Source organism: Aneurinibacillus terranovensis DSM 18919 (assembly GCF_000430625.1).
In the GTDB taxonomy this organism is placed as follows: Bacteria; Bacillota; Bacilli; order Aneurinibacillales; family Aneurinibacillaceae; genus Aneurinibacillus_B; species Aneurinibacillus_B terranovensis.
The window spans coordinates 1-24,980 of record NZ_KE387176.1 but is presented as its reverse complement, the minus strand read 5'-3'; the positions used below and the strand labels follow the sequence as shown (position 1 = coordinate 24,980).

The following is a 24,980-nucleotide window of genomic DNA, read 5'->3' as shown; positions in this document are numbered from 1 at the left end:
TCACCTCTCCCCGCTCAATTTCATCCCGGAACAAATTTGGCTTTGGCTATTTACCACGCAGAAATGAAAGTTTTACATTTGCGGAAAAAAGAGCACCCTTTTGCTGATTACTTCTATCCAAGGATATACCGGCTCTTACCATTTGCTTTTGAAACTCACAACAAGGGCTGCGATCCCGAGAATAAAGTTTAGTACCGTATCCAAAGGCATCAACATCATACCAAGCGCATGCTGAGTAAACAACCCGGCGATTCCTAAAAGCGTATACACGATTCCTATTACTTTCGCTAATGTGATGCTGTTCTTCGTATTGCCGCTAACAGCGAGCGCCAACAGGCCTGTAACTAAATAAACGATCGTGTGAGTAAAAGTTAAGTCAAGAACTCCGGTAAAAGGCACGAAAACTCCCATGATTCCAACGAGAAGCAGCAAAACCCCTACAACACTCATAAATTTCTTAGGCATTATTTTCACCCCTCTCTGACCTACTTGCTTCATATTATGAATATTGTGTGGAAATTGCCCACTTTTGCAAACAAAAAAACTTCGCAGCGGTCGCCGTCATATGTTGGTCAAAGATAAAGCTTGCCGCTAAATCAGCGCATAGATTCGTAACAATGGCGGGTACCGGTTCTGGAATCGGGGTCATATAACGACAAGAAAGGCGGCTATCTATGAAAACAACCGCCTTTCTAATATAGAGTTCAAAAAATGAAACCTCGTCCGACATCCAATTTTTCTTAAAAGAAAAACCGTCCTCTTCAGGAACGGCCCTTTCGCTTTTTTTCTGGCATACACTAGCTAAAAACTTTGATAACGCGCTGAAAAGTCGTTCAAAACAACCCAAGTAGACTCCATGTGGTCAAAATGTGGTCAAATAACTACGTAACAGATGGTACGTAAATAGTGGAAAACCACGGTTTTACAGCACTTTTTTAATTACCGATCCAAGTTCGGCCGAAAATAAATCTTCTGCCCCGGAGCATACGAGGGATTCAAGTAATCCTGCGGATTGGGGCTGATCAATCTCACAATCTTTGCCTCATTCACTCCTGTTGCCTGTACGACCATTGTTACGGCGCCTACCTGAATTTCCTGGCAATCGTACGCATGACTGTCCTCATTTTGAAAAATAAGTTCAAGCGGCATCGCCGAATAAATAATCATTGAACCACCTGCTCGGTATCTTTTGACCTGTTCGTTTCAATTCGCTTGTTCAATTCGCGAAGAGCCTGGCCAAGCCCGCCCACTTCATCAATGAGCCCGTATTCAACAGCTTTCGTACCGACTACATTTGTCCCGACATCGCGCGTTAATTCACCAACCTTCAGCATTAATTGCCTAAAATCCGGTTCGCTTATTTTCGAATGCTGCGTAACGAATTTCACTACGCGATCCTGCATTTTTTCTAAGTATTCGAAGCTTTCCGCCACCCCGATTACAAGCCCGGTCAGACGCACCGGATGTATCGTCATCGTGGCTGTTTCGGCGATGAAACTGTAGTCAGCAGAGACCGCTATCGGTACACCAATCGAATGCCCTCCGCCCAGCACAAGTGCTACAGAAGGCTTCGACAGCGAGGCGATCATCTCGGCTATCGCAAGGCCAGCCTCCACATCGCCGCCAACTGTATTGAGGATAATGAGTACGCCTTCAATATTTTGATTCTGTTCGGCAGCTACCAGTTGGGGAATGATATGTTCATATTTCGTTGTTTTGTTCTGAGGCGGCAGCTGCAGATGTCCTTCAATCTGTCCAATGATGGGTAAACAAAAAATATTGTTCTCAGACATCGTCGGGACATTCGTCTGCCCAAACTGCTGGATCATTTCGGTAACTGCTTTACGTGGAGGCATAGGCATACCTTCAGGCATAATTTCAGGTTGTGCCGGCGCAGCAGGCGGTTGTCCCGGAGCCATCGGCGCCTGTTCTGGCATAACCGGCTTCTGCGGGTCCATGCTCTGCTGAAAAAACTGGTGCTTATCTGACAATATTCTTCCTCCTCCTTCCTAACTACCCATAGTATGGATTCGATGGAGAAAAACAATGCATGAATTACCTTATATATGATATGCATAACTTTTTTATCCAACGCAGACGGAATTGGCAAAGCCGGTGAACTGACCAGTACAATGTTTATTTGCTTTGTAAGCTTCCTTAATTTTTTCACTTCATTTATGATATAAATATAGCAGCGAATTTCGATTCGTAATGGAAGGAGGGAATGCCTGTGAACGGCCTATCTGATATTCTGGCCTATAACCGCTCTTTTGTTGAAAATAAATCGTATGAGGAATTTAACGCTACCAAATTTCCGGACAAAAAGATGGTGATTCTTACCTGTATGGATACCCGCCTTATCGGGCTTCTTGAACGAGCGATGAACCTCCGGACTGGAGATGCGAAAATTGTTAAAAATGCCGGGGCAATCGTTTCCCACCCTTTTGGTAGTATTATGCGCAGCATACTGGTGGCACTTTACGAATTGAGTGCCGAAGAGGTGTATGTCATTGGCCACCGTGATTGCGGCATGACCGGGCTCAGTTCAGAATCTATACTGGAAAAGGCCAGAGAACAGGGGATATCCCAAGAAAAAATTGACACGCTGGTGCATGCCGGCATTGATTTAACCGAATGGTTAAAAGGTTTTAGCTGTGTGGAAGAAAGCGTGGCAGACAGCGTAGCAAAAATAAAGTCCCACCCTCTTCTTCCACCAAATACGCCGATTCATGGCCTAGTGATTGACCCTAAAACAGGGCAACTGGACCTTGTGGTCAACGGTTATTCCGCTAATCGCGTATAACGTACTTGGCCTTCTCCCCTCCGGGATTTTTATTATTCTTATGAGGGGAGAGGATTTTTTTTACCCTTTTTCTACATTTACATATTCTTTTCCCATTTTTTTAATGATACTATTAAACTATATGCAAAACGATTCATATAGTTATTAAGACGGTATTACATACCCGAAATATAACGTTTGATAAACGGGAGGGGTAGTTATGTGGGGGGTTATTGGCCTTATCGGGCTATTCTGTGCTCTTGTGTTCGGGGGATTTACCATTCTTTCGGTTTTGAGTTTTAGGAAAAAAGGCAGCCTTAAAAACGGGGCAATCGCTATTGTCCTTTGTTCGGCATTTTTCGCCCTCTTTGTCCTTGGCGCTGTAAAAACGCAGCAGGGTATACAGATGAGCAGCAATAAAATGGGTGGAAATGCTGTCACAAACCAAAAAGCAGGCCACCCGCAAAAATAACGGATGGGCCTATTGTTTTATGACTACCGGGTAGTCATAAATCTGGAATTTGTTTTTCTCCGGCAGATATTCGAGAGGAAGCCCAATGTGCAGTGTGCCCGGTCCGTTTGCCAACTCACCGGTGACGGTAAGGTCAACCACTCCTTTAAACTGGCTTTTGCTATAGACTTGCGTTACGTTTATCCTGCTGATTTTTTTGAACCGGTAGTCTTTCAGCCTGTTAGCGTTCAGCGACGGTTTAAGCCGGGGTTGAATCACCGTATACTCCGCGGAAGGCCCCAGCCAATCCGCGACAAACTTTTCGGCGAACGATCTCGCCTCCGGATTCTCTACCGAACTTAATTTTTGGGACGAAATGTGTGAATTCTGCAGGTAAGAAACATTCACATGTAAGAGAAGTAAAGCGCCTTTATATATAAACAGGAGCGAGGTGGCAATCAGCACCACCTGGATACATCGCAGCCATGCCTGGCTCTTCCTTCGCTTTTCCCTTCTCTTCTTTTTGAAGTCAATGATCCGGCTGCCTTCTTTCGCCTTGCGTTGACCGTTCATAATACAGCACCCCGCCAGTCCTTTTAGTGTAATTATAGTTTATTATATTGTACTATGACCGAGTTGCGAGTTCACAACTATAGGGCCCGTATCTATTTGCATTTTATCCCCTTCCTCTTTTTTACATGATTGAAAGGTAGTCTGTTTGAAAATTAGGTAAAAAGGATCTGATAAGATGGGTGATATATTGTTTTTGCTGTTTTTTTCCTGACAACTTTGCTATCAGGGATTTGGCTGTTTTTCAACACCAGTAAATTCAATGACAAATTTGTAGATACCGCTAAGAAGTTACATGAAATCAGCAAAGAAATTAGGACTTCGTTCACCGAGGAACCTCACATCAGCCCTACTAAATGGAATTTTTGGTTTAAGGTAATGAATATTACTCTTATAGTGATGGGTCTATTTACATTATTTCCGCTATTTCACCTTCTCATTGGGTAAAATTAAATACAGAAGGAAGGGATTTAATGATGCCAGCATGCTGGACAAAAAATGCGTTTACGATTTCAACGGATAAAACGTATCTTGATTTAGATGTACTACACTCTTTTTTGAGTGGAGAATCATACTGGGCAGCCGGGGTGCCGCGAAATATACTGGACAAGTCCATACGCAATTCCGCTTTATGCTTTGGTGTTTATGAAGGGAATCCGGCAGGTGGACAGGCTGCTCAGATTGGATTCGCCCGGGTGATTTCCGATTTGGCGACGTTTGCCTATCTGGCCGATGTATTTATTTTACCGAATTATCGAGGGATGGGGCTGTCAAAATGGTTAATGAGCATTATTGTCGGACACCCTGAACTCCAGAACCTGCGCCGGTTTATGCTCGCCACAAACGACGCGCACGGATTATATGCGCAATATGGATTCAGCCCTATTGAAAACCCACAGAACATGATGGCGATTGTCCGCCCGTCCGGTATGTTATACAAATCCAACTTTTAAGAAAAAACGCGGTACAAAATAAGTACCATGTCATGCACATTCCCTTCACTTTCTTCATCTTTATCGCACGTACTGACAGAAAAACTCGCGAGAGTACAAAATATACCTCGCGAGTTTTTCTTGCGTCTGTGCCCGTTTTTATCTGGTTAACTGCGTTGGCTTCTCTGCAAATTCGTCACCGGCTCGTTTATAAATGTTGAACGGAATGTTCCCAGCTAGGGATTCAATCCCATCAATGGATTCAATCCTGCAGCGTTAAAGATAGGCATTGCGTTCATAATTTTATCTTTTGAAGTTAAATCAATCACACTCTTTGCCTGCTCAACATTGGCGTAAAGGTTGCGGTGAGTCAAAATTATGCCTACGTTTGAACGCCCATCGAAAAATTGAAAACAGCCGGCGTGGCGCCTAATTTGAAGAGGGCAAACAACGTAACCGCGTGGCCGATTGAATTGGGAAGGAAAATCCCAACCGGTTCTCCTTTTGGAAGCAAGGTATGGAATTTCTCTGCAAACAGATACGGCTATTTTGAGAAAATTACTTTTGCGTGAAAATGCCGATGGTACGCGTAGCTCCGTTCCAATCAACTCTTGCACCAAGCGATTCACTTACAAAACGAAGCGGTACCATTGTTCGCTTGTTGAGGATACGTGATTTTTGTTCGAGCTTCACTTTTTTTCCATTTACAGTGGCTATATCGGACCCTACTTTAAAAGCAACCACCTTATTCCCTTTCACGGCGACTACCGTGTTGGTTTTCGCATCCCAATCGATTTTCGCTCCCAGCGCTTCAAAAATACTGCGCATAGGAACTTCTGTTCTTCCACCGGTGATGACCGGCGCCTGATCTAATGCAAGCTTGCTGCCGTTAATCGTAATGTTGATACTAATATTCACCGAAACCGGATTCACATTGATCGTATCACCCGTTGTCACAGGCGATATAACCTGAATTGAATCATCGGTTGTTGTTGTCGGAGGGGTAACCTGAATGTCATCATCGGTAGTAGTAACCTCCCCCTGCTGCTTCATAATATTTCGCAGAATCGCTTGTCTTGCCTTTTCATTCTTAACATGCTTAAGCGCATTTTCCAAGCCATGGTCTTTGTTTACTTTTACTTTGGCAAAAACGTATGTACTATCATTCTTATGTTCTTTCTCTTGTTCTTTTTCGGAGTGCGCAAATACAGGCGTAGCTCCCAAAACTAACGATGCCGAAAGTAAAGCTGCAACAATTTTTTTGTTCATTTTCATTGCTCCTTCTCTTTTTTATTTACTTTGCTGTCATATACTTCGACTTTCCTTCATAAAATTGTGGGGGGCGTTTAAACAATTGAAGTAAAATTTTCTTCAAAAAGATAAAGCTGTCATTCCGATATATTCTTTTACTGCGATAGCCACCTTGGACAGCGCATCAGAAGAAGGTGCAAACCGATTGGTGTACACTCCGGGATGTATATCGCTTTTATAATCTGTAGGATACGGAATGACACGAATTCCATCTTTTGCGAAATTGCGGACGGCGCGTTCCATGTGAAAAGCGGACGTAATCAAAACCGCCCTTGTAAAATGGTATTTTTGCAAAAGAAGTTTCGTGTACCGGGCATTTTCTGCTGTATTTAAACTCTTGTTGTCGGTGAGAATTTTTGCCTCTGGTACCCCCATCGTGATTAACTGCCTCTTCGCGATGAGCGCTTCACTCCCCGAATCGCTGTACACTTGCCCTCCCGATAAAATAATCGGCAGTCCCGTTTGTTTAAAAAGCCTGACCGTGGTAAGCAGTCGATTGGCTCCGGAACCGGATAGCTGCCCCGTCCCATCTGCGTCCGGTGTATCGGCTGTCGCTCCTCCGCCAAGCATCACCAGCACATCGCCGTCCATTGCCGCAGGTGGATGGTAACGTTTCTCCAACGATTGGATAAACATATCGCCCACGTACGGCGTTGAAAAAACATACATCACAATCGCGAACAGCAGCGACAAACAAGCGGCCTTCCTGTCACGCCGGAATAACCATCCTCCCAGTATAAGCAGGAAAACGATAAAAATTCCTGGAGGCAAAAGAAAACTATATAAAAATTTGACTACATACATCATCCTTCATCTCCTCCTTTTGCTCCCAACTGTCATAGCCCGTCCATCTCCCGCATATAATGAAATATCCAAGATTACCCATGAACCATAGCCTGGTTCCCTTATAAACGCAGACACCTCCTTTGCTGATTTCTTAGTAACAGGAGGTGTGTATATGCTGGTTGTTGGATTCTACATGCTCGTTGTTAGCTCTATTCTTTGCCGTTTATTCTATGGAAGCTGCACCGTAATTTCCTGCGCCGCGGGATCCCAGTCTACCTTGGCGCCAAGCGCCGTGGCAATAAATCGATAAGGCAGCATCACGCGGTTGTTGGTATCGTTTTTATTGCGAAGGATAGGGACAGGGATGGAAACTTCCGCACCGTTTACAGTTAATTTTTTATCTCCCACCTTCATCTGGATCACGCGTGAACCTGAGAAAATAATCACTGTATTTGACTTCTCATCCCATTGGATATCCCCTGAAGAAATCCCCAGGCTTTGCGCGATAAAACGTACAGGAACGTACACCCTGTCATCTTTAATAAACGGGGCGATATCCATCTGAACCTGCTTCCCATTCTGCCAGTATGTCGTACTTCCCGGTTTAAAGATGACAGAATTAGCTGGCAAAGAAATCGAACTCTGTGCAGGCGCGGAAAGTGCAGCGGGGGTAGAATGCGAAGTCGGGATGGGCGGTATAGAAGAAATGGGAAGGGAATTCTCATCATATCCTAACGATATTCCCAGGTCTCGATAAATCGCGGCATGCGCCGGGTCGTTTTTGATTTTGTTTGCTAAATCCGCCTGATACGACGATACAGCGGCAGGAAAATTTTTCACCCATGTATGGTTGAGGTGTTTGATTTGGTCATCCGTGAGATTATAATATTTGTAACTTACTTTACCGGGTCTATCCGGTACCGGATCATCCCATGTCGTATCCAGGTGGTACCATTTGCCGTCTATATTTACCAGATTCCACCCGTGATTCTGTCCATCAGCCTGGCCATCGACCATATAATTTTGAATTCCTGCCTCTGTCAGCATCTTATAAGCAAGCATGCTGTACCCCTGGCAAACCGTTGTCCCTTCTGCAAGCGCATTATAAGGCGAATATTTCGTTTCTGTTTCATCGTACGCCACATGCAATACGATGTAATCATGGATCGCCTTTTCTTTTTCATCGTCTGTCATTCCCGGATGAATAATTTGCGACAGAATTTGCTGCACTCTCTCGTTTACGTAGTCTTCCTGCGCTTTTGTATCCCAATAGTTTACCGTGAAAGTAAGCTCTGCATCTCCTTCCACGCCCGATATTCTTACTTCCCATCCCTTTAATGAAAATCCTAAATACGCGTCTTTGTCCTGAATATCTTTTTGAATATCATCGACCTTTTGTTCAATGACATTCGCGTCTCCTGTGTAATGAACCGTGAAATTCGAATCCCTGTCAGTAAAATGAGCCTGCAGGAGTGTTTCAAGTTCCTGTGGACTGGAAGCCGTTTCGGCAACAGACGACGCATAAGCCTTTGGTGTCAGCACTATCGGCAGGAAGACTGTTGATGCAGTCAGTGCCAATACTCCTTTTACAAGTAATCGTTTCATTATATAACCCGTCTTCCCTTTCATGGTGTAATTGTCCAGGTGTCTTTTTTCCGAGAGCCTATCATTTTCTATATTACTAGATTTTAGAAAGATAGAACAATACTTTCTTAGTGTCAAAAAGTGCCCCTCCTTACAGGAAAAATTGCTCTTACCCTGGCGGAATCATTGTATAACCGTATAAAAATGAGCTGATAAGGTGTTTTTGCAGTGGGGACTATTATATACGATGAAACTGCGAGGTGATTTTATGTTAGACGAGCCGATTAAACCACAAGGCTTGATACGATTTTTAATCATTCTGCTTCCATGCATCCTCCTTCGCTTTTACATCGGGGGGATCAAAGGAAGTTTTTTATGGTTTATTGTTTTGTATTTTCCCATCATTAATTGGAGTACCTATTGGACGATGGGGACCATTCGAATGGGACTCAACAAAACGCGCGGAAATGAGTGGATTCCAATTTCCAAACTTCGTAAATTCTACAAGTGGTACTCAAACTTCCCGGGTGCTCGCGCGCTCTCGGAATTGGTTTATCAAGGTTATCTTTTTAATCGTTGACGCTCACACGGGGGCAAGCCCCGTGGATTTTTGCGTCATCGACCTTGCAACCTACCCTTTATGAAGTCATGCTCCTTATCCATATATAGCTGTTTTGCATCTTCATCATAATCGAACAATTCCGCATAACGTCCCCAATCAATCGTGTAATCAAGCTGGTGACTGGACTCTTCTTGATCAAAATGCTGGTTGAATATCTCAAGGAAAAACTCTCTTGGCATCGTCAAGTTAGCTTTAGATTGCAACACAAAAATAATCTTTTTCATCATCGGTAAATATCTAACCGCCTGTGTTCTAAAGATCACTTTGCGATCCCCAACCGACGCATCTGCGAACATTTTTCCTATTTCTGTTAGTTCAATGTCCCCTTCGTGAATATTGGCAAAACGAAGAAGCTGCGCAGCATCCACCAACGGCAAAAATTCTTCTAAATCAAGATGAAGAGAATCTGCAAGCCGATACAAATCCGTCTTCTCCCCTACATCATCCAATAACTCGATAAATCCCGTTAAAGCCCCTGCAGGAACGCCCGCTGGGATTTTGTCAAGGCGCCGCTTCTGTTCCAGTTCAGCGGATTGCTGAACGTCTCTTTTTGTTAAAATGGAGTATATACGGTCCACCAATTGAGAAAAGGCCGGCAACTCTTTTTCACGTGGATGAGACAATGGATTCATAATGTCGGCAATCACACGTGCAGGATCCCTTGATAATACAATGGATCGATCAGAGAGATAAACGGCTTCTTCAATGCTGTGCGTTACAATCACAATCGATTTTGTGGGAATCTTTTTCTCCAACCATAAATCCAAAATATCCCGCTTTAAGTTTTCGGCTGTTAACACGTCTAAAGCTGAAAAAGGTTCATCCATCAGCAGAATATCCGGTTCCATAACCAGCGCACGCCCGATCCCTACACGCTGCTTCATTCCACCCGATAATTCTTTCGGATAGGCATTTTCAAACCCATTAAGTCCAATCATGTCGATAATTTCCTGAACCTTTTTTTCCTTTTCTTCAAGAGTCATTTTCTTATTTTCAAGTCCAAGCTCTATATTTTCAGACACCGTAAGCCAAGGAAATAAAGCAAAAGATTGAAATACCATGCTGCATCCAGGATTAATTCCTTCAAATGGCTTTCCGTCATATAGAACAGCACCTTTTGAAGGTGGCACTAATCCGGCGATGATGCGAAGAAGAGTAGATTTACCGGAACCAGAAGGACCTAGAATGGATACAAATTCTCCCTCATGAATTTTGAGATGGATGTCTTCAAGTACCGTCATATTTTGGGAATTTGGTTTATCATATAGCTTTGAAACATGCTGCAGATCAATTAATACGTTTTTCATGTAATCCCCCCCTTACTCGATATCGAATTTATTTTCGGCCAGCGTATAGAGCCTTCTCCAAACCAAACGATTAAATAACACAACGAGAACTGACATGACAAAAATCCCCCATATAATTTGTGCCCAATTCCCGGAAGTTGTAGCTTGAGAAATATAGGAACCCAATCCTGTAGCTACTAAGCCCTTTCCTTTCCATGAGACGATTTCTGATACAATGCTGGCATTCCAGGCTCCCCCACTTGCTGTAATCCCCCCTGTGACAAAGAAGGGGAAAATGCCAGGTAAGATAAGGACCTTCCATTTTTTAAGTGTGGATAGGTTATGAATAGCCGCTGCTTCCCGTAAATCGGAAGGGATGGCCATAGCACCGGCAATTACATTGAATAGAATGTACCATTGTGTTCCTAACATCATCAGAGGGATCGCCCCCCACTCAAAGTTAACCCCTAATTTTAAATACACAAGGGTCAAAAAAGGAAACACCATATTAGCAGGGAAAGAGGCTAAGATTTGGACAATAGGCTGGGCAATCCGTGCCAACCGAGGGTTAAAGCCAATTGTTACCCCAACGGGAATTGTCCATATCGCGCCGATAAACGTCGAAACGAATACGCGTAACGATGTCAAAAGTCCAAGCCAAACAACATGAACAATTTCACGAAAACTGAGCTGGCTAACGAGAATGGCCCCCTGATACGTAAGGTATAAAACATAACCTGTTACGATAACGGCAGCAATCCATTTAGCCAACAAGTCGACACGAGACCTACTTTGGATTTTGCTCTCTTTATTTCGGATAAGAAAGCGATTTTGCAGCTGGTTCTTTACTCTTTTGGAAGTAAGTTTAATTCGATCCACGATCGACTCTACCATGTGAGCCCGTTGAATCAGAAGCAGCACCCACGACGTTGGAGCATCTCCCGATTGAGTCTGTTCATTCTTAAACTTTTGAGCCCAAGCTACAATAGGCCGCCAAAACAATTGATCCACAAGAATAATCATTAAGACCATTACAACACTGGCATAAACAACAGCACGCATATTTCCTTCATCAATTGCGGTTGCAATATAAGAACCAATTCCCGGGAGTTGAATATGATTGTTCAGAACCGTTATCGTTTCGGATGCAGCCAAGAAGAACCAGCCTCCTCCAAACGACATCATGCTATTCCAAATTAGCCCAATCATTGCATAGGGAACTTCCAACTTCGTAAATCGGGTCCATCCACTGAGTTGACCCATCATCGAGAATTCATGCAGATCTTTCGGGACGGTACGAAGCGAATAATAAAAGCTAAAGGTCATATTCCAAGCCTGCCCCGTGAAAATGGCGAAAATGGAGGCACATTCCACTCCAAAAAGACTACCGGGAAAAAGCGAGATAAACCCCGTAACGGTCGCGGATAAAAAGCCTAAAACAGGTACGGATTGCAAAATATCAATCAAAGGAATCATAATTTTTTCCGCTGTTCGACTATTGGCAGCAATTCTACCGTAAATCAGCGTAAAAACAAGCGAGGCACCAAATGCCAAAAACATACGCAGCAAGGAACGTCCTGCATAGTAAGGCAAATACCATGGATTTAAACTAATCGTTAGCTTCTGTGTAGGTGTAAAAGGTACCTCCATACCCGCACCGAGACGAATCATCGCATATAATAGGCCGAATACCACGAAAAGCACAAGCACGTCAGCCCATCCAAAACGCTTCGTATTCATCGAAGAAAAAAGAGGCATCTTCATTTTTATTTCCTCCTTCCAATTACTACATAAAAAACTCTCCGCTGGATCGATCATAGGGAGAGTCCATTTTTCACCGAACATTCTTTTATCTTTTTTTCAGTAAAACATTCTAAGTTTTACTGAAAAAAAGATAATGAAGAAAAGGATGAAAAAAAACCCTCTATACCAGAGGGTTTTTACGCATCACAAAAAAAGCTGATTTTCCCCCTGGTTGAGCTTTGGCACTATACAACGTAGAGGAAAACCCTCAGCCACCTTATGGAAAGCCTTAATCCGACAGTCCCTGTTCTACCCATTGGCGTCTTTCGACGTTTCCGGGCAGTGGCCTTTGTTTGTATAGGAGCCTCGCCTAACGAGGAATATTTACTTGAAGTACATTATAAAAATACTCTCATAGTGAATTCTTGTCAATTCTTTTCTTACACATAATTTCAGACAACCTTTCTCAAGTTAAATCCTTATTTTGGATGATAACAACCGTAAGTTTCTCTCAAGAAACACATACAAGTTATCACGCATATGCCTAATAGAAAAGGAAAAGGGAGGAATCACACTGGATTTGCACAGCTTAATAGCCATCCTTGCGATTGGAGTAGCTTCTAATCTTGATAATGCAGGGGCTGGCATTGCATATGGAGTGAGGAAAGTTTGCATCCCGTGGTTTGCTAATTTCATTATTGCATTGATGGGATTTTTATTAGCCCTCATAGGGGGGATTTTTGGAAAGTGGCTCGCTCTTTGGACGACACCTTTTCTGGGTAATTTAATTGGCATGATCGTGCTGTCTTCTATCGGAATTTGGGTATTATGTCAGCCATTTCTGACTCCCCCTTCAGAACAAACCAAATCTAACAGCAACTCTTTCCTCCGAATTTTACGAAATCCTGAGGAGGCGAATTTAGACGGATCAAAAACAATTAGTTTTACGGAAGCAATCATACTCGGAATTGCCTTATCCGTAAATAATTTAGCAGGTGGATTTGATGCGGGTATCACACATCTTAATGTTTGGGCAACTTCATTTATTTATGGTGTGCTAAGTTACCTGTGTGTTGGTCTATGTACTTATCTTGGATCAAGGTTTGTTGCCGATAAGTTAGGAAAACAAGCGACCGTTGTTGCAGGTATTTTACTTATCCTTGTAGGTTTGCACCAAATGTTTTGAACGAGTAACTTTATTATTTAAATGACCTGTTTTTTCATACCAGGTGTTATTGAACATCTCTAGTCTAAAGGCAAAATACAGACTAAAGAAAGAGTCGTTTCCTTATATTGCAAGTGAACTTGCTCCAATAGAAGAAAAAGCAGCAAAATAAATTGAGCGTTTATTGGACAAGATATATATTCAACAACTCTTTAAAGAATTACGCGATAGATAATGCAATAGGTTTGTAATAAAAAACGACTTACTTGCATCTTGAATCAAGTTATTAGACTTAAATAAAGCCGGCTTGGAACGAGGCAGGCTTTCTAGAAACGGAGTGAACAACATGCAAAAAATAAGACATATACTCGCCTGTTTCCTTATAGTATGTATGCTTCCTGCTTATAGTAATATCGATAACACCGGAACGGGGACTCCTGAAAGGTCTCCCGTTCATGCTATTTCTAATAATTATTCTCTTTTCCCATCTCGACCTTACGAGAAAAGCAATATCGACACGCCTGCTCGAGGAATTCCTGTTCTTATGTATCATCATTTACTAAAGCCAAGCGAAAACAAAAAGTTTCGTAATAATGCAGCTGTAATTACACCTCAAGCGTTTGCCGCCCAAATGAAAGTTCTTCATGATAGTGGCTACCAAACGATTCAGCTCCATACACTTGAACAATATGTAGATAAGAAAATTCGGCTGCCGAAAAAAATAGTCGTTTTAACATTTGATGACGGTTATTTATCTAATTTTATTTACGCTGCACCCATACTCAGAAGTTACCACTATAAAGCAACCATATTCCTAATGACAGGACCCATGCAGCAAAAGCCTGAGAAGTTCAATCCAAATAAACTGAACCATGTCAGCTGGTCTGAGTTGCCTAAATACAGTGATGTATTTGAATTTCAAGCTCATGCCCATAAGTTCCACCGTCTGCTCGGCAAAAAAAGCTTTATGGCAGTGAAGCCGCTTGCAGATGTTAAAAAAGATATTCACTCTGTCAAGGAATTAACGCATGCTCATTATTTTGCTTATCCATTCGGTCAATACAATCCAAACACGATAAAGATTCTAAAAGAAGAAGGTTTCCATATGGCGTTTACGACCCATTCAGGAAGAGTATATCCAGGCAGTTCGAAATTTGAATTAAATCGAATAGCCGTCTTCCCATATACAAGCCTTAAAGAATTTAAAAAGATCATCGATTTATAAAATGAGGGAAAGCTTCTTGTAAAAAAGTCAAAGAGGCCATGATTCACCCCCTTGTGAATCATGGCCTTAGCCGAATTGCAAGTTTACCCCCAGATTGTCTGGTAAATAAGGAACAAGTTTAATGCCAAAATGACAATCGCACAGAAAGTGGATAAAATTGTTATAATCTTTTTGTTGACCAATACACCCATGATGTCTTTACGTCTGGTAAAGTAAATTAATGCGGTGATAGGAATGGGTAGTACAATACTTAATACAACTTGACTAATGACCAGTGTTTGTGTTGGATCCACTCCCAGAGCAATAATCACAACAGTAGGAGCCATAGTAAGGACGCGGCGCAACCAAACAGGAATCGTAAAGCCTGCAAATCCTTGCATAATAACTTGCCCGGCCATCGTACCCACAACCGAACTTGAGATACCCGAGGCCAGAAGAGATACCAGAAAAACACTGGCGGAAGCTGAACCAAGTAAAGGGGTTAACGTTTTATAAGCGGATTGAATATCGCTTATTCCATTATGGCCGGATGTGTTGAAAACAGCTGCCGCCATATACATCATGGAAATATTTACAAATCCGGCAAAGGACATGGCAAGAATAATTTCTTTTGTACTGTATTGATGAATTTTAATCTTTTCCCGATCATTTCGGGGCACAATCCTATTTTGCGTTAAACTGGAGTGCAGATAAATAGCATGGGGCATTACTGTTGCACCAATGACTCCAACAGCAAGGATAATACTATCCTTATTTCCTAACCACGGGACGACACTATGATAAATGACTTGCGATAAAGAAGGCTTAGATATAAGAGTTTCTACCAGGTAGCAGAGACCGATTAAAACAGCAAAAGAAACAATAAATTTTTCGAGGGGCCTAAAACCAAAACGTTCCAGCATAAGGATGAGGTAAGTAGCGATCCCCGTTAAAAGTGTTGCATATAACAAAGGAATGCCAAACAATAGGTTCAACCCTAAAGTAGCCCCTAAAAATTCAGCTAGATCTGTCGCCATCGCCGCAACTTCAGAAAATACCCACATGGTTATCGTCATCCACCTGGGCAGATAATCGCGGCAAAGCTCCGGCAAGTTTTTACCCGTGGCAATCCCCAGCTTCGCTGACAAGTTCTGCAGCAGTAAAGCCATTAGGTTAGCTAATACCACAACCCACAGCATTTTATAACCAAATTGAGAACCACTTTGAATATTTGTGGCAAAATTACCCGGATCAATATACGCGATTGAAGCGATAAAAGCAGGTCCTAAGAATGGGAGTAAGGCGCGAATTCCTCGACTCTTCCCCATAATAGCAGCACGGGCAGCTTCTACCGTCTTATTGGGCACTGATGGCTGTACTAAAGTTTCAGTACTCGATATCTCAGGTTGCAACATTAAACTCCCTCCTTGATACTTTTAGAAACACGCTGTTTTTTTGCCGAAGGCCGGCATTTATGCCTAATAAAATCTTTTATACTGTATGAAAAAAGATTACAAGGGGGAACTACTATTGTTGTCCTATTCTAAAAAAGTTTCCTTAAGGAAAGTTCCGTATGTATATCTTACTACATGAACGTTTTTTATGGCAAGTCAGAAGGTATAATCTGCTCTCGATAAAGAAAACTTGGCTGGCGCCAAGCCGTAGGCGTGAGTTCTAGCCTTAGTTGCCCTTATGCGTGTAAGAAAGGTTATACCAAACTTATCTACGGATGCCATATGGCCAAAAGTTTGGGAAATAGTTTGGAATACATTTTTCACTTCTGCATGGAATGATCTTTTGGCAACTTTCCATGTACTTGATTAATTTAAAATTTGCCCACCTATGATAATCCATTAATTGTTGTATGAGCTCATTTCTGTGCACAAGCGATTGTGAAAGCCCTCCTGTAACCATAAGGAGAAAAATTAAATGTATGTAGGCGCTTGCATAGATCCGAAACGGTGGATTTTGAAAACTCAGTACCGCATAGTTCCTCTGTAATCTGAGAGACTTTGCGGGTTGATACACCGTTTATGACCATCTCCATCAATGCTAATACTATCGCCGCCGGGCTCACACAAAAAAAGATCCGACTCAAAAGGTTATGAGTCAGACCCTCTTCCTGTTTAGAAGTGGAAGACTTCTTTCGGGTATACGTTAAAAATTGAATGAGCTGCCTATCGACTTTTTATTTTTTCACAGAACTTTGTTCTGTTCATTTATCCAATCCAGTTAGAATGATTGGATTTAGTAACTGTTCTGCTTCCTCTGCCATAAGCATTTCTTTTTCAATAGCTAACTCCTTAATCGTCAGTCCTCTTTCATAAGCCTCTTTTGCAATATCACAGGCTGTTTCATACCCAAATAATGATGATAATACCGTTGAAAGTGATAAGGAGGTCTCTGCGTATTGTTTACAAATCTCCTTGTTAGCTTTAACTCCTTCAATACATTTATTTGTAAACAATACAATGCTGTTGGTTAGTAGCTGAAATGATGCAAATAAATTTTTCAGTATGATAGGTTCCCATATGTTTAAATCCAACTCACCTCGATCAACAGCCAGTGTAATCGTCTGGTCATGTCCATACACTTCAAAACAAACTTGAATCACCATCTCCGGTATACAAGGATTTATTTTCCCTGGCATAATCGATGATCCTGGTTGTACTGCTGGTAATGTAATTTCGGCAAATCCCGCTCTAGGCCCTGATGATAGCATCCTCAAATCACTGGCTAACTTGGATAGTCCTGTTGCTAGGCATTTTAATGCAGACGAAATTTTAAGGTACACATCGGCATTCTGAAGACCATCAAAGAAATTATTTTCTTTTGTAACGGGTATCCCTGAAATATGGGGTAAATATTGATATATCTTTTCCATATAACCCGGATAGGAACCGATTCCTGTTCCAACAGCAGTAGCTCCCATAACGAGAGGAAGGCACACCTTTTTTAATGTTTCCACCTCTTCAATTTGTCTACAAAAAAAAGAGTGATATCCACTAAACTGTTGTCCAAGTGTAATAGGTACGGCATCCTGTAAACAAGTCCTAGAAATTTTAACAACGTCACGAAATTCGGTTACTTTCTTTGCCAAGGCGTTCTCAATTATATGTAAGCTTTGAAGTAAATCTTGTATATAAAGAAAGCAGGCAAGCTTAATCGCGCTCGGTAATACATCATTTGTAGATTGAGACATGTTGACATGCACATTAGGATGCACACGATCATATCCTTTATGTCCAGTCAGCATCTCATTTGCTCGATTGGCAATGACCTCATTGATATTCATGTTTACAGAAACCCCGCCACCTGCTTGATACACATCGACGGGAAACTGCGACTTCATACGCCCGTTCATAATTTCGTCTGCCGCCGCACAAATAGCATCCGCTATCTCACTTTCAAGAACACCAATATCTCGGTTTGCAAGCGCTGCTGATTTTTTAATAACTGCCATACTCCAAATCAATTTAGGATACATCTCTATACTCTGCCCGGAGATCGAAAAATTCTCATAAGCTCGTACTGTTTGAATGCCATAATAAACATCATCATCTATTTCCAATCCACCTAATGCATCCTTTTCCATCCGCATCATCTATAACCCTCCCTGATTACAATTTAAAGTGATTAACCATACTTCGTAAATCATATGCCGTTTTATTAAGTGACTCAGCTGATGATGCGATTTCTTCCATCGATGCATACTGCTCCTCCGCTGCTGATGCAATATGTTGAGTATTTACTGCTGATTGCTCCCAAATCAAGTTCGCATTCCCTATCATATCGACCATATGTAGCGAACCTGTATTGGCTTCTTCAACCACTACAAAAACTTCTTGCGTTTGCTTCGATACTTCTTCGACCATTTTCACAATATCCGCAAAAGAATTACCTGTCTGTTGAACCATTTCTAGTCCTTGATAAAATGCAGCTGAGCTATCATCAATAAATCGTACAGCTTTCCCTGATTCCGTTTGAATCTCTTCAATAACTTTTCGAATTTCATCTGTTGCTAAACCCGATTGTTCTGCTAATTTTCTGACTTCATCTGCCACAACTGCAAATCCCTTTCCTTGCTCCCCGGCTCTTGCCGCTTCTATAGCAGCGTTTAAAGCGAGTAAGTTTGTTTGGTTCGCAACTTCAGTGATGATCGTAGTAATTCCCCCGATGCATTTAGACTTCTCTTCGAGTGTTCGTACCACGTTGGCTGTTTCTACTACCTTTTCATTTATCTTATTCATTTGCTCGATCGTCTGATTTACAAGTTCTAATCCTCTCCTTGCTTTTTGATTTGTAGTAAGAGAAAGGGTAGAGACACCTTCTACTGAAATCGCCGCTTGTTCCATTCCGCTTGAAATACCTGAAACAAATTCACGAGTTTTGCTTGTACTTACAACCTGTTTTTCAGTACCTGCCGCTAGCTCCTGAATCGAATTGGTAATTTGCTCTGTGGCCTTACTCGTTTGCTCTACAATTGTATTGAATTGTTGAGATGAAGCAGCTACTTGTTCAGAAGTTTCTTTTACTCGTTCTAATAGATGTCGAAGTTTACACGTCATCTGATGAATTGAATTTGCCAAGTTTCCAAATTCGTCTCTTCTCTTGAGTAAACTCTCGGGGAACGGCTGAGATAAATCCCCCGTTGCAATGACATTTAAATATTTTTCTGTTAACACAATTGGGTTGGAAAATTGTAACGACATACGATAGGCGACAATAAGAGCGAGCAAAACAAATACGATCGTAATAAGTAAAATAATCATATTAATATGAGCAGAGTTTTCATTCAGTTCCGACTTTTCGATGAAGGAAATATATTTCCAGCCTATTTTAGGAGAAGTAAAGATATTAGCTACATAATATTTTCCATTATATTGAACTTCAAGTAATTTTTTATCAAGTGAGGATACATTATTGAATCCGTTAATTTTTAAATCTGTAATATTCTTAAAATTGGTAGCAAGGTTCTTTGGATTAGCCAAAATCGTCCCATCCCCCTGTACAACCATAAGAAAGCCTGTTTTACCAATATGAATGTTTTTTATAATATTTGTAAAATTAGAAAGTGAGACGTCTAATCCTTGAACACCAATAATTTCTCCCCGCTCATTTTTTACAACGCTAACTGTACCTATAATAACAGAAGGATCAGGGACAGATTGATAAGCGTTTGTCCGGATAACATCTGACGGGTGTTCTTTAGCTGCTTTATACCACGGTCTCTGTCTAGGATCATAAAATTCAGCATTCATTGCCTCTGGATATTGAACATATCCCCCATGTTCTGTTCCCATGTATACAAAAGCGATATTAGGATGAGAAGTAGCGAAATTTTTATACACGTTATAAATGGCTGATTCAATGCCTCCATTCTTAGACGGGGTCATTTTATTACTTTTCGCTTGTACATAAGAGGTAATAGATTGATTAGCCTGCATAACTACAGGATTCGTAGAAAGCAGTTTTGTATTTTCTTTTATTGTCTCAAGATACAATTCAATCCCTTTATCTACTTGGGCGGTTTCCTTTTCCGTTGTTCTTATAAAATCATCCTTAATTTGATCGTTGATCGTTTTATAGATAAAGGAACTTATCGTTAAAATGGGGACTAACGTGATAAGCAAAAAAGCTGCAATCATTTTTGTCTTTATTTTTATTTTTCTTCTTTTCATAATTCATTCCTCTCCTAGTCCATTATGCGGAAAATGATAAAATCCCCCATGGAAGTGTTTCGGTTCATAGCTAACAATAAATGCTTCCGGATCCATTAAAAGAATCTCCTTATAAAGAATGAATTGTCGCTTACGATGAGTCACGATAGACAAAACAGTACGAGGCGAGCCTTCTCGTCCCTCTCCTTGCCAAGTTGTCACTCCATACCCTTTTTTACGCAATTGTTCTGATATGAATATGTCTGTCTTTGTCGTAACCACTTGAATCGTCGCATAGCCCAGAGCAAGGCGCTCCTCTATCTTGGTGCCAATCAAAATCCCTAGTCCATAACTCAAGCAATATACAATAAGACTTACGGGATCATTTAAATTGTCTAATACAATTTTAAACCCAACTACATAAATACCGATTTCGACAGCACTGATAAATGCCGCCATATAACGGATTCCTTTAACCATTAAAATAAATCGTACGCTCATCAATGAGACGTAGACAACTTGTAAAAAAACGATAAAAAGTAACTGTTTCATATGAACAAAGAAGATATAGGGCAAAACGCCCTATATCACTTTCCTCCAAATTCAATCACTGTGCGACCTACATTAACACAACATTGATTGTGGAAACTGTCAAATGCCTTATTGATATCTTCTAACTGAATGCGAGAAAGAACTAACTCATCCAATTTGAACTTGCCATCTAAATAAAGTTCAGCAATAATCGGGAAATCAAGGAAAGGATGAACATCACCATAGAAACTTCCTTTCAAATTTTTCCCTACACGATGGAATCCGTTTGCCGGAAGCGTCAACTCTCTTTTTGGGTTAAAGGCACCGACCACAACGGTTGTTCCACCTTTTCTTGTTGCCTGCCAAGCAGTAGAAGCTGCATTGGTGTTTCCTGAGCAGTCGATAGCGAAATGTACGCCAAAGCCTCCTGTTAATTCTTTCAACATTTCTACTACGTTGCCTTCCCCTACATTCACAGTGTGAGTAGCACCAAACGTTTTCGCAATTTCTAAGTTTTGCTCTTTTAAATCACACGCAATAATTTTCGATGCTCCAGCAATGCGAGCACCTTGGATAGCATTAACACCTACGCCACCAATTCCAAATATAGCAACGGTTGAACCCGGTGTTACTTTTGCCGCTTTGACTGCTGCTCCGTATCCAGTTGCTACCCCGCAACCAATCAAGGATGCTTGAGCAAAAGGCATTTCATCAGGAAGCTTCACGCAGCTCATTTCGGGTACGACTGTGTACTCAGCGAAAGTGGAAAGCAACGAGTTATGATATACTTTTTCACCGTTTAAGCTCAGACGAGTTGTTCCATCAAGTAGCGTTCCTTCAAACATCGGACCAAAGGCAGACTCACAAAGATTGACCTGTCCGGTCTGGCAAAATTCACATGTACCACAGAACGGAACCCAGCTAAGTGCTACTTTATCGCCAATCTTAACATTTTTTACGTTTGGTCCTACTTCCACTACGATACCGGAACCTTCGTGCCCAAGAATCGTAGGGATTGGAGTAGTTTCATCATGCAGGGCATTTAAATCACTATGGCAAACCCCTGTCGCTTCGATTTTAACGAGAACCTCATTCGCCTTTGGCTCTGCAAGTTCGACCTCTTCAATACGAAGTGGTGCTCCAATTTCTGTCATAACAACTGCTTTCATCTTCATGCTGTTTCTCTCCCTTATTCTGCTGTGTAGATCCAAATCGCTTTTGTTTTTGTATAAGACTCTAAAGAATGAATCGCATATTCTTTGCCCCATCCACTTTGTTTAAATCCGCCGAATGGACTTGCGAAATCATAGCAACCATAACGGTTAATAAATACTTGACCCGCTTCTAGTTGATTTGCAACCCGTTGTGCACGGGCAATATTTCTTGTCCAAAGCCCTGCTGCTAAACCATAAATCGTATCATTGGCCATTTGTACCACTTCTTCTTCCGTATCAAACGGAATAATACAAAGAACAGGACCAAAAATTTCTTCTCTAGCAATTTTCATATCGTTTGTAACATCAGCAAAGATCGTTGGCTTGATATAGAATCCATTTGCTTTTTCACCTTCTACATCACGCTCTCCACCAACAACGACTCTAGCCCCTTCTTCGATACCGCTTTGAATATAGCCAAGGATGCGCTCCATATGTTCTTCTGAGCATTGGGGTCCTTGATCACTTGTTGGATCAAACGGATCGCCCAGCTTATACGAGCTGGCAAATTTCACAATTCCGTCTATCACTTTGTCATAAATGCCGCGTTGTACAAACAGTCTTGTCGGCGCCGAACATTTTTCGCCTTTATGAGTAAAGAGTCCATAGAAAGAGCGTTCAATCGCAAAATCTAGATTTGGCACGTCATCAAAAATGATATTTGGTGACTTTCCACCTAACTCTAATGTAACCGTTTTTAAGTTTGAATTAGCGGAATCACGTACCAGTTGCTTACCGATGTTTGTGCTTCCTGTAAAGGTGATTTTATCAATTCCATTGTGGTTACTAATAGCAGAGCCTACTTCCGCTCCCCCTAGAACCAAGTTGATAACACCTGGCGGCAGGATATTCGCTTCATCCACAAGTTCGAAGAATCGAATCGCAGAAAACGATGTTTTATCCGAAGGTTTTAAAATAACCGTATTTCCCATCGCAAGTGCAGGAGCAATTTTCCATGCTGCCATTAACAATGGGAAGTTAAACGGAACAATTTGACCGCAAACCCCTACAGGTTGACGTACGGTATAGCTTAGAAAATCTCCATCCACCGGATTATTTTCACCATAAAATTTATCTGTCCATCCGGCATAATAGTCGAAAATATCAGCTGCTTCGCCCATATCATCAACAAAAGCTTCTTTATATAGCTTTCCGTTATCTAAAGACTCTAACGTCGCTAACTCTGCTTGATGTTCACGAATCACAGCAGCAATCGCATGCAGTTTTTTCGCTCTTTCTTTGCGGCTCATTTTTCCCCATTCTTGGCCTGTAAAAGCCTTTCTTGCTGCTTCAACTGCTTGATCGACGTGTTTTGGAGTACTATCGTAGAACGTCCCTACCTCTTGACCATTGGCTGGATTAATCGAGCTGGATGTTGTTATGCCCTTAATCCATTGACCTCCAATGTAAAACTTTTTTGTGTCCTTTAACCATTCCTTGGCCCATTCTAGTTTTGCTGGTTGGATTGTGCTCATGTTTATTTCTCCTCTCGTATTTTTCTTCTTAATTCATCATGGCTCATTTCTTTCAACCACTTCGATACCTGCTGGTATCCATACTTTTCCTTCAACTCCACTACTACTGGAATAAAACTTGTTGCATATGTTTCACATTGTTCTGTGTTCGGCTGAATGCCTGCCACACATCGCTCATGGAAGATTTTTGAAGCTTGGGTGAGCATCTTAATGTTTTGCATTAACAAAGCCCCTATCATCCCTTCCCAAATATTGAGATGAACTTCTCCCATTTCCACAGCTGATTGAATGACAGAATCATTACCTGCAATAAGCATGCTACACTGCATCATCGTTTCAGCGATCACCGGGTTTACCTTCCCAGGGAAAAAGGAAGAACCAGCTTGTACAGCAGGCAAACATAATTCTGATAATCCCGTTTCGGGTCCCGAGGACAAAAGACGAAGATCGTTCGCAAACTTCATGAGAAGGCTTCCAAGAATCCTGACTTGTGAAGAAAGATGCGCTATATCATCTGGATACTGTGCAGCATCATATAAATTCTCTCGCCATTTAAGTGAGCGATTTGTAACGTTTCGTAGTTCACGTATAATCGCTGATTGGTACTCTTTTTTAGCCCCTACTCCTGATCCAATCACCGTTCCGCCCAAATTAATGGAATGGATATCATCTGACGAGCACATGAGCAATCTTCTTCTTCGTTTTAGAGCAGAAGACAATCCTTCAAACAAACTGGATAACGGAACACTCATCCCATCCTGCCAGCATGTTCTTGCAATCGTCCGAATCGATTGAAAAGATTCCGCTTGTTTGTCCAGTGTAGCGATAAGTTCCTTTACCACCTGGTCTAACGGTTCGAGCATTGCTATGAGTGCAATACGAAGACCGGTATGACATACATCCGCTGTGGATTGCGAAGCATTCACATGATCAAAAGGGTGGACATCATCTCCTGCAAGATGCGCGATGACCTCATTCACATTCATATTGACCCCGATACTACCGCCACCATGAAAAATATCAACAGGAAATTGATCATGATGTTTGCCTTGAATGAGCTGGTCACAGGCAGTGGTAATCTTGTTACAGTGTTCCTCAGAAATCACTCCAGCACTCAGATTCGCCAAAGCACAAGCTCGCTTAACTTGAGCAAGTGCGCGAATGTACTCAGGGAATTCTGACAACCTTTTACCGGAAAACGACATATTTTCCACAGTACGAACCGTTTGAATTCCATAAAGCACTTTATCGGATAATGACACTTTACCGAAAGCATCCTGCTCGATTCGCATACTCTCACCTACTGCACAGTTGATTTAAATTTTATTTGTACTACACATTCTCTTACTATCCGTTTTTTGTAAACGAAATGATTTATTGAAATTTATCCCTTCAAATGCGAGCCTGTACAACTAGGTATTTAAATTCATTCCCCCTCCTTTTTGTTCGTATTACGAACTTTGTGTTCATATAAGGAAATACAATGTGATTATAAAATGAGCTAGTATTTTAGTCAAACAAGTTTTATTAATTTTTTTCGTTAGACAAGGTATTAACTATGGCCCCCACATTGTTATTGATACCCGAAAACAACCTAAAGTTGATGGGATTGCCTGTCCGGAAGTTGACGAGTATAATGTCCTCGTATCATTCTGGAGAAAGGA

The 24,980-nt window shown here is 41.6% G+C and carries 24 protein-coding genes, 1 pseudogene and 1 riboswitch; of the genes and pseudogenes, 6 read left to right on the top strand and 19 right to left on the bottom strand.

Going from position 1 to position 24,980, the window contains the following annotated elements:
- Positions 1–135: 135 nt before the first annotated feature.
- The 4 genes from H525_RS0119950 to H525_RS0119935 form a co-directional block, all read right to left on the bottom strand.
- The gene (locus tag H525_RS0119950) at positions 136–465 is read right to left on the bottom strand and encodes a DUF4383 domain-containing protein (RefSeq protein WP_027417645.1); all 330 of its coding nucleotides are present in this window, start codon (positions 463–465) and stop codon (positions 136–138) included.
- A gap of 34 nt (positions 466–499) precedes the next feature.
- The gene (locus H525_RS0119945) at positions 500–847 is read right to left on the bottom strand and encodes a phage protein Gp36 family protein (RefSeq protein WP_027417644.1); all 348 of its coding nucleotides are present in this window, start codon (positions 845–847) and stop codon (positions 500–502) included.
- Positions 848–939: 92 nt separating this feature from the next.
- The gene (locus H525_RS0119940) at positions 940–1,167 is read right to left on the bottom strand and encodes a YlzJ-like family protein (RefSeq protein WP_027417643.1); all 228 of its coding nucleotides are present in this window, start codon (positions 1,165–1,167) and stop codon (positions 940–942) included.
- Positions 1,164–1,958, bottom strand: a complete 795-nt coding sequence (locus H525_RS0119935; RefSeq protein ID WP_027417642.1) for a ClpP family protease — start codon at positions 1,956–1,958, stop codon at positions 1,164–1,166. The genes H525_RS0119940 and H525_RS0119935 overlap by 4 nt, the downstream gene beginning before the upstream one ends.
- A gap of 272 nt (positions 1,959–2,230) precedes the next feature.
- On the opposite strand from H525_RS0119935, the gene H525_RS0119930 reads away from it, so the two are divergent.
- Both H525_RS0119930 and H525_RS0119925 read left to right on the top strand, forming a co-directional pair.
- Positions 2,231–2,803, top strand: coding sequence for a beta-class carbonic anhydrase (locus H525_RS0119930; protein ID WP_027417641.1), 573 nt, complete (start codon positions 2,231–2,233; stop codon positions 2,801–2,803).
- A 199-nt stretch (positions 2,804–3,002) separates the two neighbouring features.
- Positions 3,003–3,254, top strand: coding sequence for a hypothetical protein (locus H525_RS0119925; protein WP_027417640.1), 252 nt, complete (start codon positions 3,003–3,005; stop codon positions 3,252–3,254).
- A gap of 9 nt (positions 3,255–3,263) precedes the next feature.
- Here H525_RS0119925 and H525_RS0119920 read toward each other — a convergent pair whose 3' ends face one another.
- Complete coding sequence (locus H525_RS0119920) at positions 3,264–3,806, bottom strand: hypothetical protein (RefSeq protein ID WP_027417639.1); 543 nt, start codon at positions 3,804–3,806, stop codon at positions 3,264–3,266.
- Positions 3,807–4,276: 470 nt separating this feature from the next.
- On the opposite strand from H525_RS0119920, the gene H525_RS0119910 reads away from it, so the two are divergent.
- Positions 4,277–4,756 (top strand): GNAT family N-acetyltransferase, encoded by a 480-nt coding sequence (locus H525_RS0119910; RefSeq protein ID WP_027417637.1) that lies wholly within the window; start codon positions 4,277–4,279, stop codon positions 4,754–4,756.
- A 215-nt stretch (positions 4,757–4,971) separates the two neighbouring features.
- Here H525_RS0119910 and H525_RS29765 read toward each other — a convergent pair whose 3' ends face one another.
- The 4 genes from H525_RS29765 to H525_RS24915 all read right to left on the bottom strand — a co-directional run bounded on the left by H525_RS29765 (position 4,972) and on the right by H525_RS24915 (position 8,437).
- A complete protein-coding gene (locus tag H525_RS29765) occupies positions 4,972–5,109 on the bottom strand; it encodes a hypothetical protein (RefSeq protein ID WP_155837467.1) in 138 nt (45 codons plus the stop codon).
- A gap of 184 nt (positions 5,110–5,293) precedes the next feature.
- The gene (locus H525_RS0119905) at positions 5,294–6,004 is read right to left on the bottom strand and encodes a copper amine oxidase N-terminal domain-containing protein (RefSeq protein WP_162142521.1); all 711 of its coding nucleotides are present in this window, start codon (positions 6,002–6,004) and stop codon (positions 5,294–5,296) included.
- Between the two features lie 102 nt (positions 6,005–6,106).
- Complete coding sequence (locus H525_RS0119900; protein ID WP_027417635.1) at positions 6,107–6,853, bottom strand: YdcF family protein; 747 nt, start codon at positions 6,851–6,853, stop codon at positions 6,107–6,109.
- A 207-nt stretch (positions 6,854–7,060) separates the two neighbouring features.
- Positions 7,061–8,437, bottom strand: coding sequence for a copper amine oxidase N-terminal domain-containing protein (locus H525_RS24915; protein WP_051331184.1), 1,377 nt, complete (start codon positions 8,435–8,437; stop codon positions 7,061–7,063).
- Positions 8,438–8,663: 226 nt separating this feature from the next.
- Between H525_RS24915 and H525_RS29760 the strand changes: the two genes are divergently transcribed.
- Positions 8,664–8,996, top strand: coding sequence for a hypothetical protein (locus H525_RS29760; protein ID WP_425387760.1), 333 nt, complete (start codon positions 8,664–8,666; stop codon positions 8,994–8,996).
- Positions 8,997–9,031: 35 nt separating this feature from the next.
- Here the strand turns inward: H525_RS29760 and H525_RS0119885 are convergent, their stop codons facing one another.
- A complete protein-coding gene (locus H525_RS0119885) occupies positions 9,032–10,345 on the bottom strand; it encodes an ABC transporter ATP-binding protein (RefSeq protein WP_027417633.1) in 1,314 nt (437 codons plus the stop codon).
- 12 nt (positions 10,346–10,357) lie between these two features.
- A complete protein-coding gene (locus H525_RS0119880; RefSeq protein ID WP_211237046.1) occupies positions 10,358–12,088 on the bottom strand; it encodes an ABC transporter permease in 1,731 nt (576 codons plus the stop codon).
- A gap of 197 nt (positions 12,089–12,285) precedes the next feature.
- A riboswitch (M-box (ykoK) riboswitch) is annotated at positions 12,286–12,452 on the bottom strand.
- Positions 12,453–12,641: 189 nt separating this feature from the next.
- Here H525_RS0119880 and H525_RS0119875 point away from each other — a divergent pair.
- Both H525_RS0119875 and H525_RS24910 read left to right on the top strand, forming a co-directional pair.
- Entirely contained in the window at positions 12,642–13,253 is a 612-nt protein-coding gene (locus H525_RS0119875; protein WP_027417631.1) for a manganese efflux pump, read from the top strand.
- Between the two features lie 325 nt (positions 13,254–13,578).
- Positions 13,579–14,457, top strand: coding sequence for a polysaccharide deacetylase family protein (locus H525_RS24910; protein WP_081413527.1), 879 nt, complete (start codon positions 13,579–13,581; stop codon positions 14,455–14,457).
- A gap of 83 nt (positions 14,458–14,540) precedes the next feature.
- Here H525_RS24910 and H525_RS0119865 read toward each other — a convergent pair whose 3' ends face one another.
- From H525_RS0119865 to H525_RS24900, 8 genes and pseudogenes are all read right to left on the bottom strand, one after another.
- Positions 14,541–15,848 (bottom strand): Nramp family divalent metal transporter, encoded by a 1,308-nt coding sequence (locus H525_RS0119865; protein WP_027417630.1) that lies wholly within the window; start codon positions 15,846–15,848, stop codon positions 14,541–14,543.
- 524 nt (positions 15,849–16,372) lie between these two features.
- Positions 16,373–16,510 (bottom strand): annotated as a pseudogene (locus H525_RS26745) (transposase); the annotation flags it as partial.
- Between the two features lie 141 nt (positions 16,511–16,651).
- Complete coding sequence (locus tag H525_RS24905) at positions 16,652–18,040, bottom strand: aspartate ammonia-lyase (protein WP_051331181.1); 1,389 nt, start codon at positions 18,038–18,040, stop codon at positions 16,652–16,654.
- Positions 18,041–18,056: 16 nt separating this feature from the next.
- Positions 18,057–20,117, bottom strand: coding sequence for a methyl-accepting chemotaxis protein (locus H525_RS0119855; protein WP_035102107.1), 2,061 nt, complete (start codon positions 20,115–20,117; stop codon positions 18,057–18,059).
- A 3-nt stretch (positions 20,118–20,120) separates the two neighbouring features.
- Entirely contained in the window at positions 20,121–20,648 is a 528-nt protein-coding gene (locus tag H525_RS0119850; protein WP_027417628.1) for a DUF2179 domain-containing protein, read from the bottom strand.
- Between the two features lie 35 nt (positions 20,649–20,683).
- A complete protein-coding gene (locus tag H525_RS0119845) occupies positions 20,684–21,802 on the bottom strand; it encodes a Zn-dependent alcohol dehydrogenase (RefSeq protein WP_027417627.1) in 1,119 nt (372 codons plus the stop codon).
- Between the two features lie 14 nt (positions 21,803–21,816).
- Complete coding sequence (locus H525_RS0119840) at positions 21,817–23,316, bottom strand: aldehyde dehydrogenase family protein (RefSeq protein WP_027417626.1); 1,500 nt, start codon at positions 23,314–23,316, stop codon at positions 21,817–21,819.
- Positions 23,317–23,318: 2 nt separating this feature from the next.
- Positions 23,319–24,608: a lyase family protein gene (locus tag H525_RS24900; RefSeq protein WP_035102105.1), complete on the bottom strand. Its 1,290-nt coding sequence runs from the start codon at positions 24,606–24,608 to the stop codon at positions 23,319–23,321.
- Positions 24,609–24,980: the final 372 nt, after the last annotated feature.

Excerpts from the sequence above, each read along its gene's own strand:
- H525_RS0119855 (WP_035102107.1), bottom strand. The coding sequence starts at position 20,117 with ATGAAAAGAAGAAAAATAAAAATAAAGACAAAAATGATTGCAGCTTTT.
- H525_RS0119905 (WP_162142521.1), bottom strand. The coding sequence starts at position 6,004 with ATGAACAAAAAAATTGTTGCAGCTTTACTTTCGGCATCGTTAGTTTTG.
- H525_RS24905 (WP_051331181.1), bottom strand. The coding sequence starts at position 18,040 with ATGATGCGGATGGAAAAGGATGCATTAGGTGGATTGGAAATAGATGAT.
- H525_RS0119850 (WP_027417628.1), bottom strand. The coding sequence starts at position 20,648 with ATGAAACAGTTACTTTTTATCGTTTTTTTACAAGTTGTCTACGTCTCA.
- H525_RS0119885 (WP_027417633.1), bottom strand. The coding sequence starts at position 10,345 with ATGAAAAACGTATTAATTGATCTGCAGCATGTTTCAAAGCTATATGAT.
- H525_RS0119925 (WP_027417640.1), top strand. The coding sequence starts at position 3,003 with ATGTGGGGGGTTATTGGCCTTATCGGGCTATTCTGTGCTCTTGTGTTC.
- H525_RS0119935 (WP_027417642.1), bottom strand. The coding sequence starts at position 1,958 with ATGGACCCGCAGAAGCCGGTTATGCCAGAACAGGCGCCGATGGCTCCG.
- H525_RS24915 (WP_051331184.1), bottom strand. The coding sequence starts at position 8,437 with ATGAAACGATTACTTGTAAAAGGAGTATTGGCACTGACTGCATCAACA.
- H525_RS0119900 (WP_027417635.1), bottom strand. The coding sequence starts at position 6,853 with ATGATGTATGTAGTCAAATTTTTATATAGTTTTCTTTTGCCTCCAGGA.
- H525_RS0119840 (WP_027417626.1), bottom strand. The coding sequence starts at position 23,316 with ATGAGCACAATCCAACCAGCAAAACTAGAATGGGCCAAGGAATGGTTA.
- H525_RS24900 (WP_035102105.1), bottom strand. The coding sequence starts at position 24,608 with ATGCGAATCGAGCAGGATGCTTTCGGTAAAGTGTCATTATCCGATAAA.
- H525_RS0119920 (WP_027417639.1), bottom strand. The coding sequence starts at position 3,806 with ATGAACGGTCAACGCAAGGCGAAAGAAGGCAGCCGGATCATTGACTTC.
- H525_RS0119950 (WP_027417645.1), bottom strand. The coding sequence starts at position 465 with ATGCCTAAGAAATTTATGAGTGTTGTAGGGGTTTTGCTGCTTCTCGTT.
- H525_RS0119880 (WP_211237046.1), bottom strand. The coding sequence starts at position 12,088 with ATGAAGATGCCTCTTTTTTCTTCGATGAATACGAAGCGTTTTGGATGG.
- H525_RS0119910 (WP_027417637.1), top strand. The coding sequence starts at position 4,277 with ATGATGCCAGCATGCTGGACAAAAAATGCGTTTACGATTTCAACGGAT.
- H525_RS29760 (WP_425387760.1), top strand. The coding sequence starts at position 8,664 with ATGAAACTGCGAGGTGATTTTATGTTAGACGAGCCGATTAAACCACAA.
- H525_RS0119845 (WP_027417627.1), bottom strand. The coding sequence starts at position 21,802 with ATGAAGATGAAAGCAGTTGTTATGACAGAAATTGGAGCACCACTTCGT.
- H525_RS24910 (WP_081413527.1), top strand. The coding sequence starts at position 13,579 with ATGCAAAAAATAAGACATATACTCGCCTGTTTCCTTATAGTATGTATG.
- H525_RS0119940 (WP_027417643.1), bottom strand. The coding sequence starts at position 1,167 with ATGATTATTTATTCGGCGATGCCGCTTGAACTTATTTTTCAAAATGAG.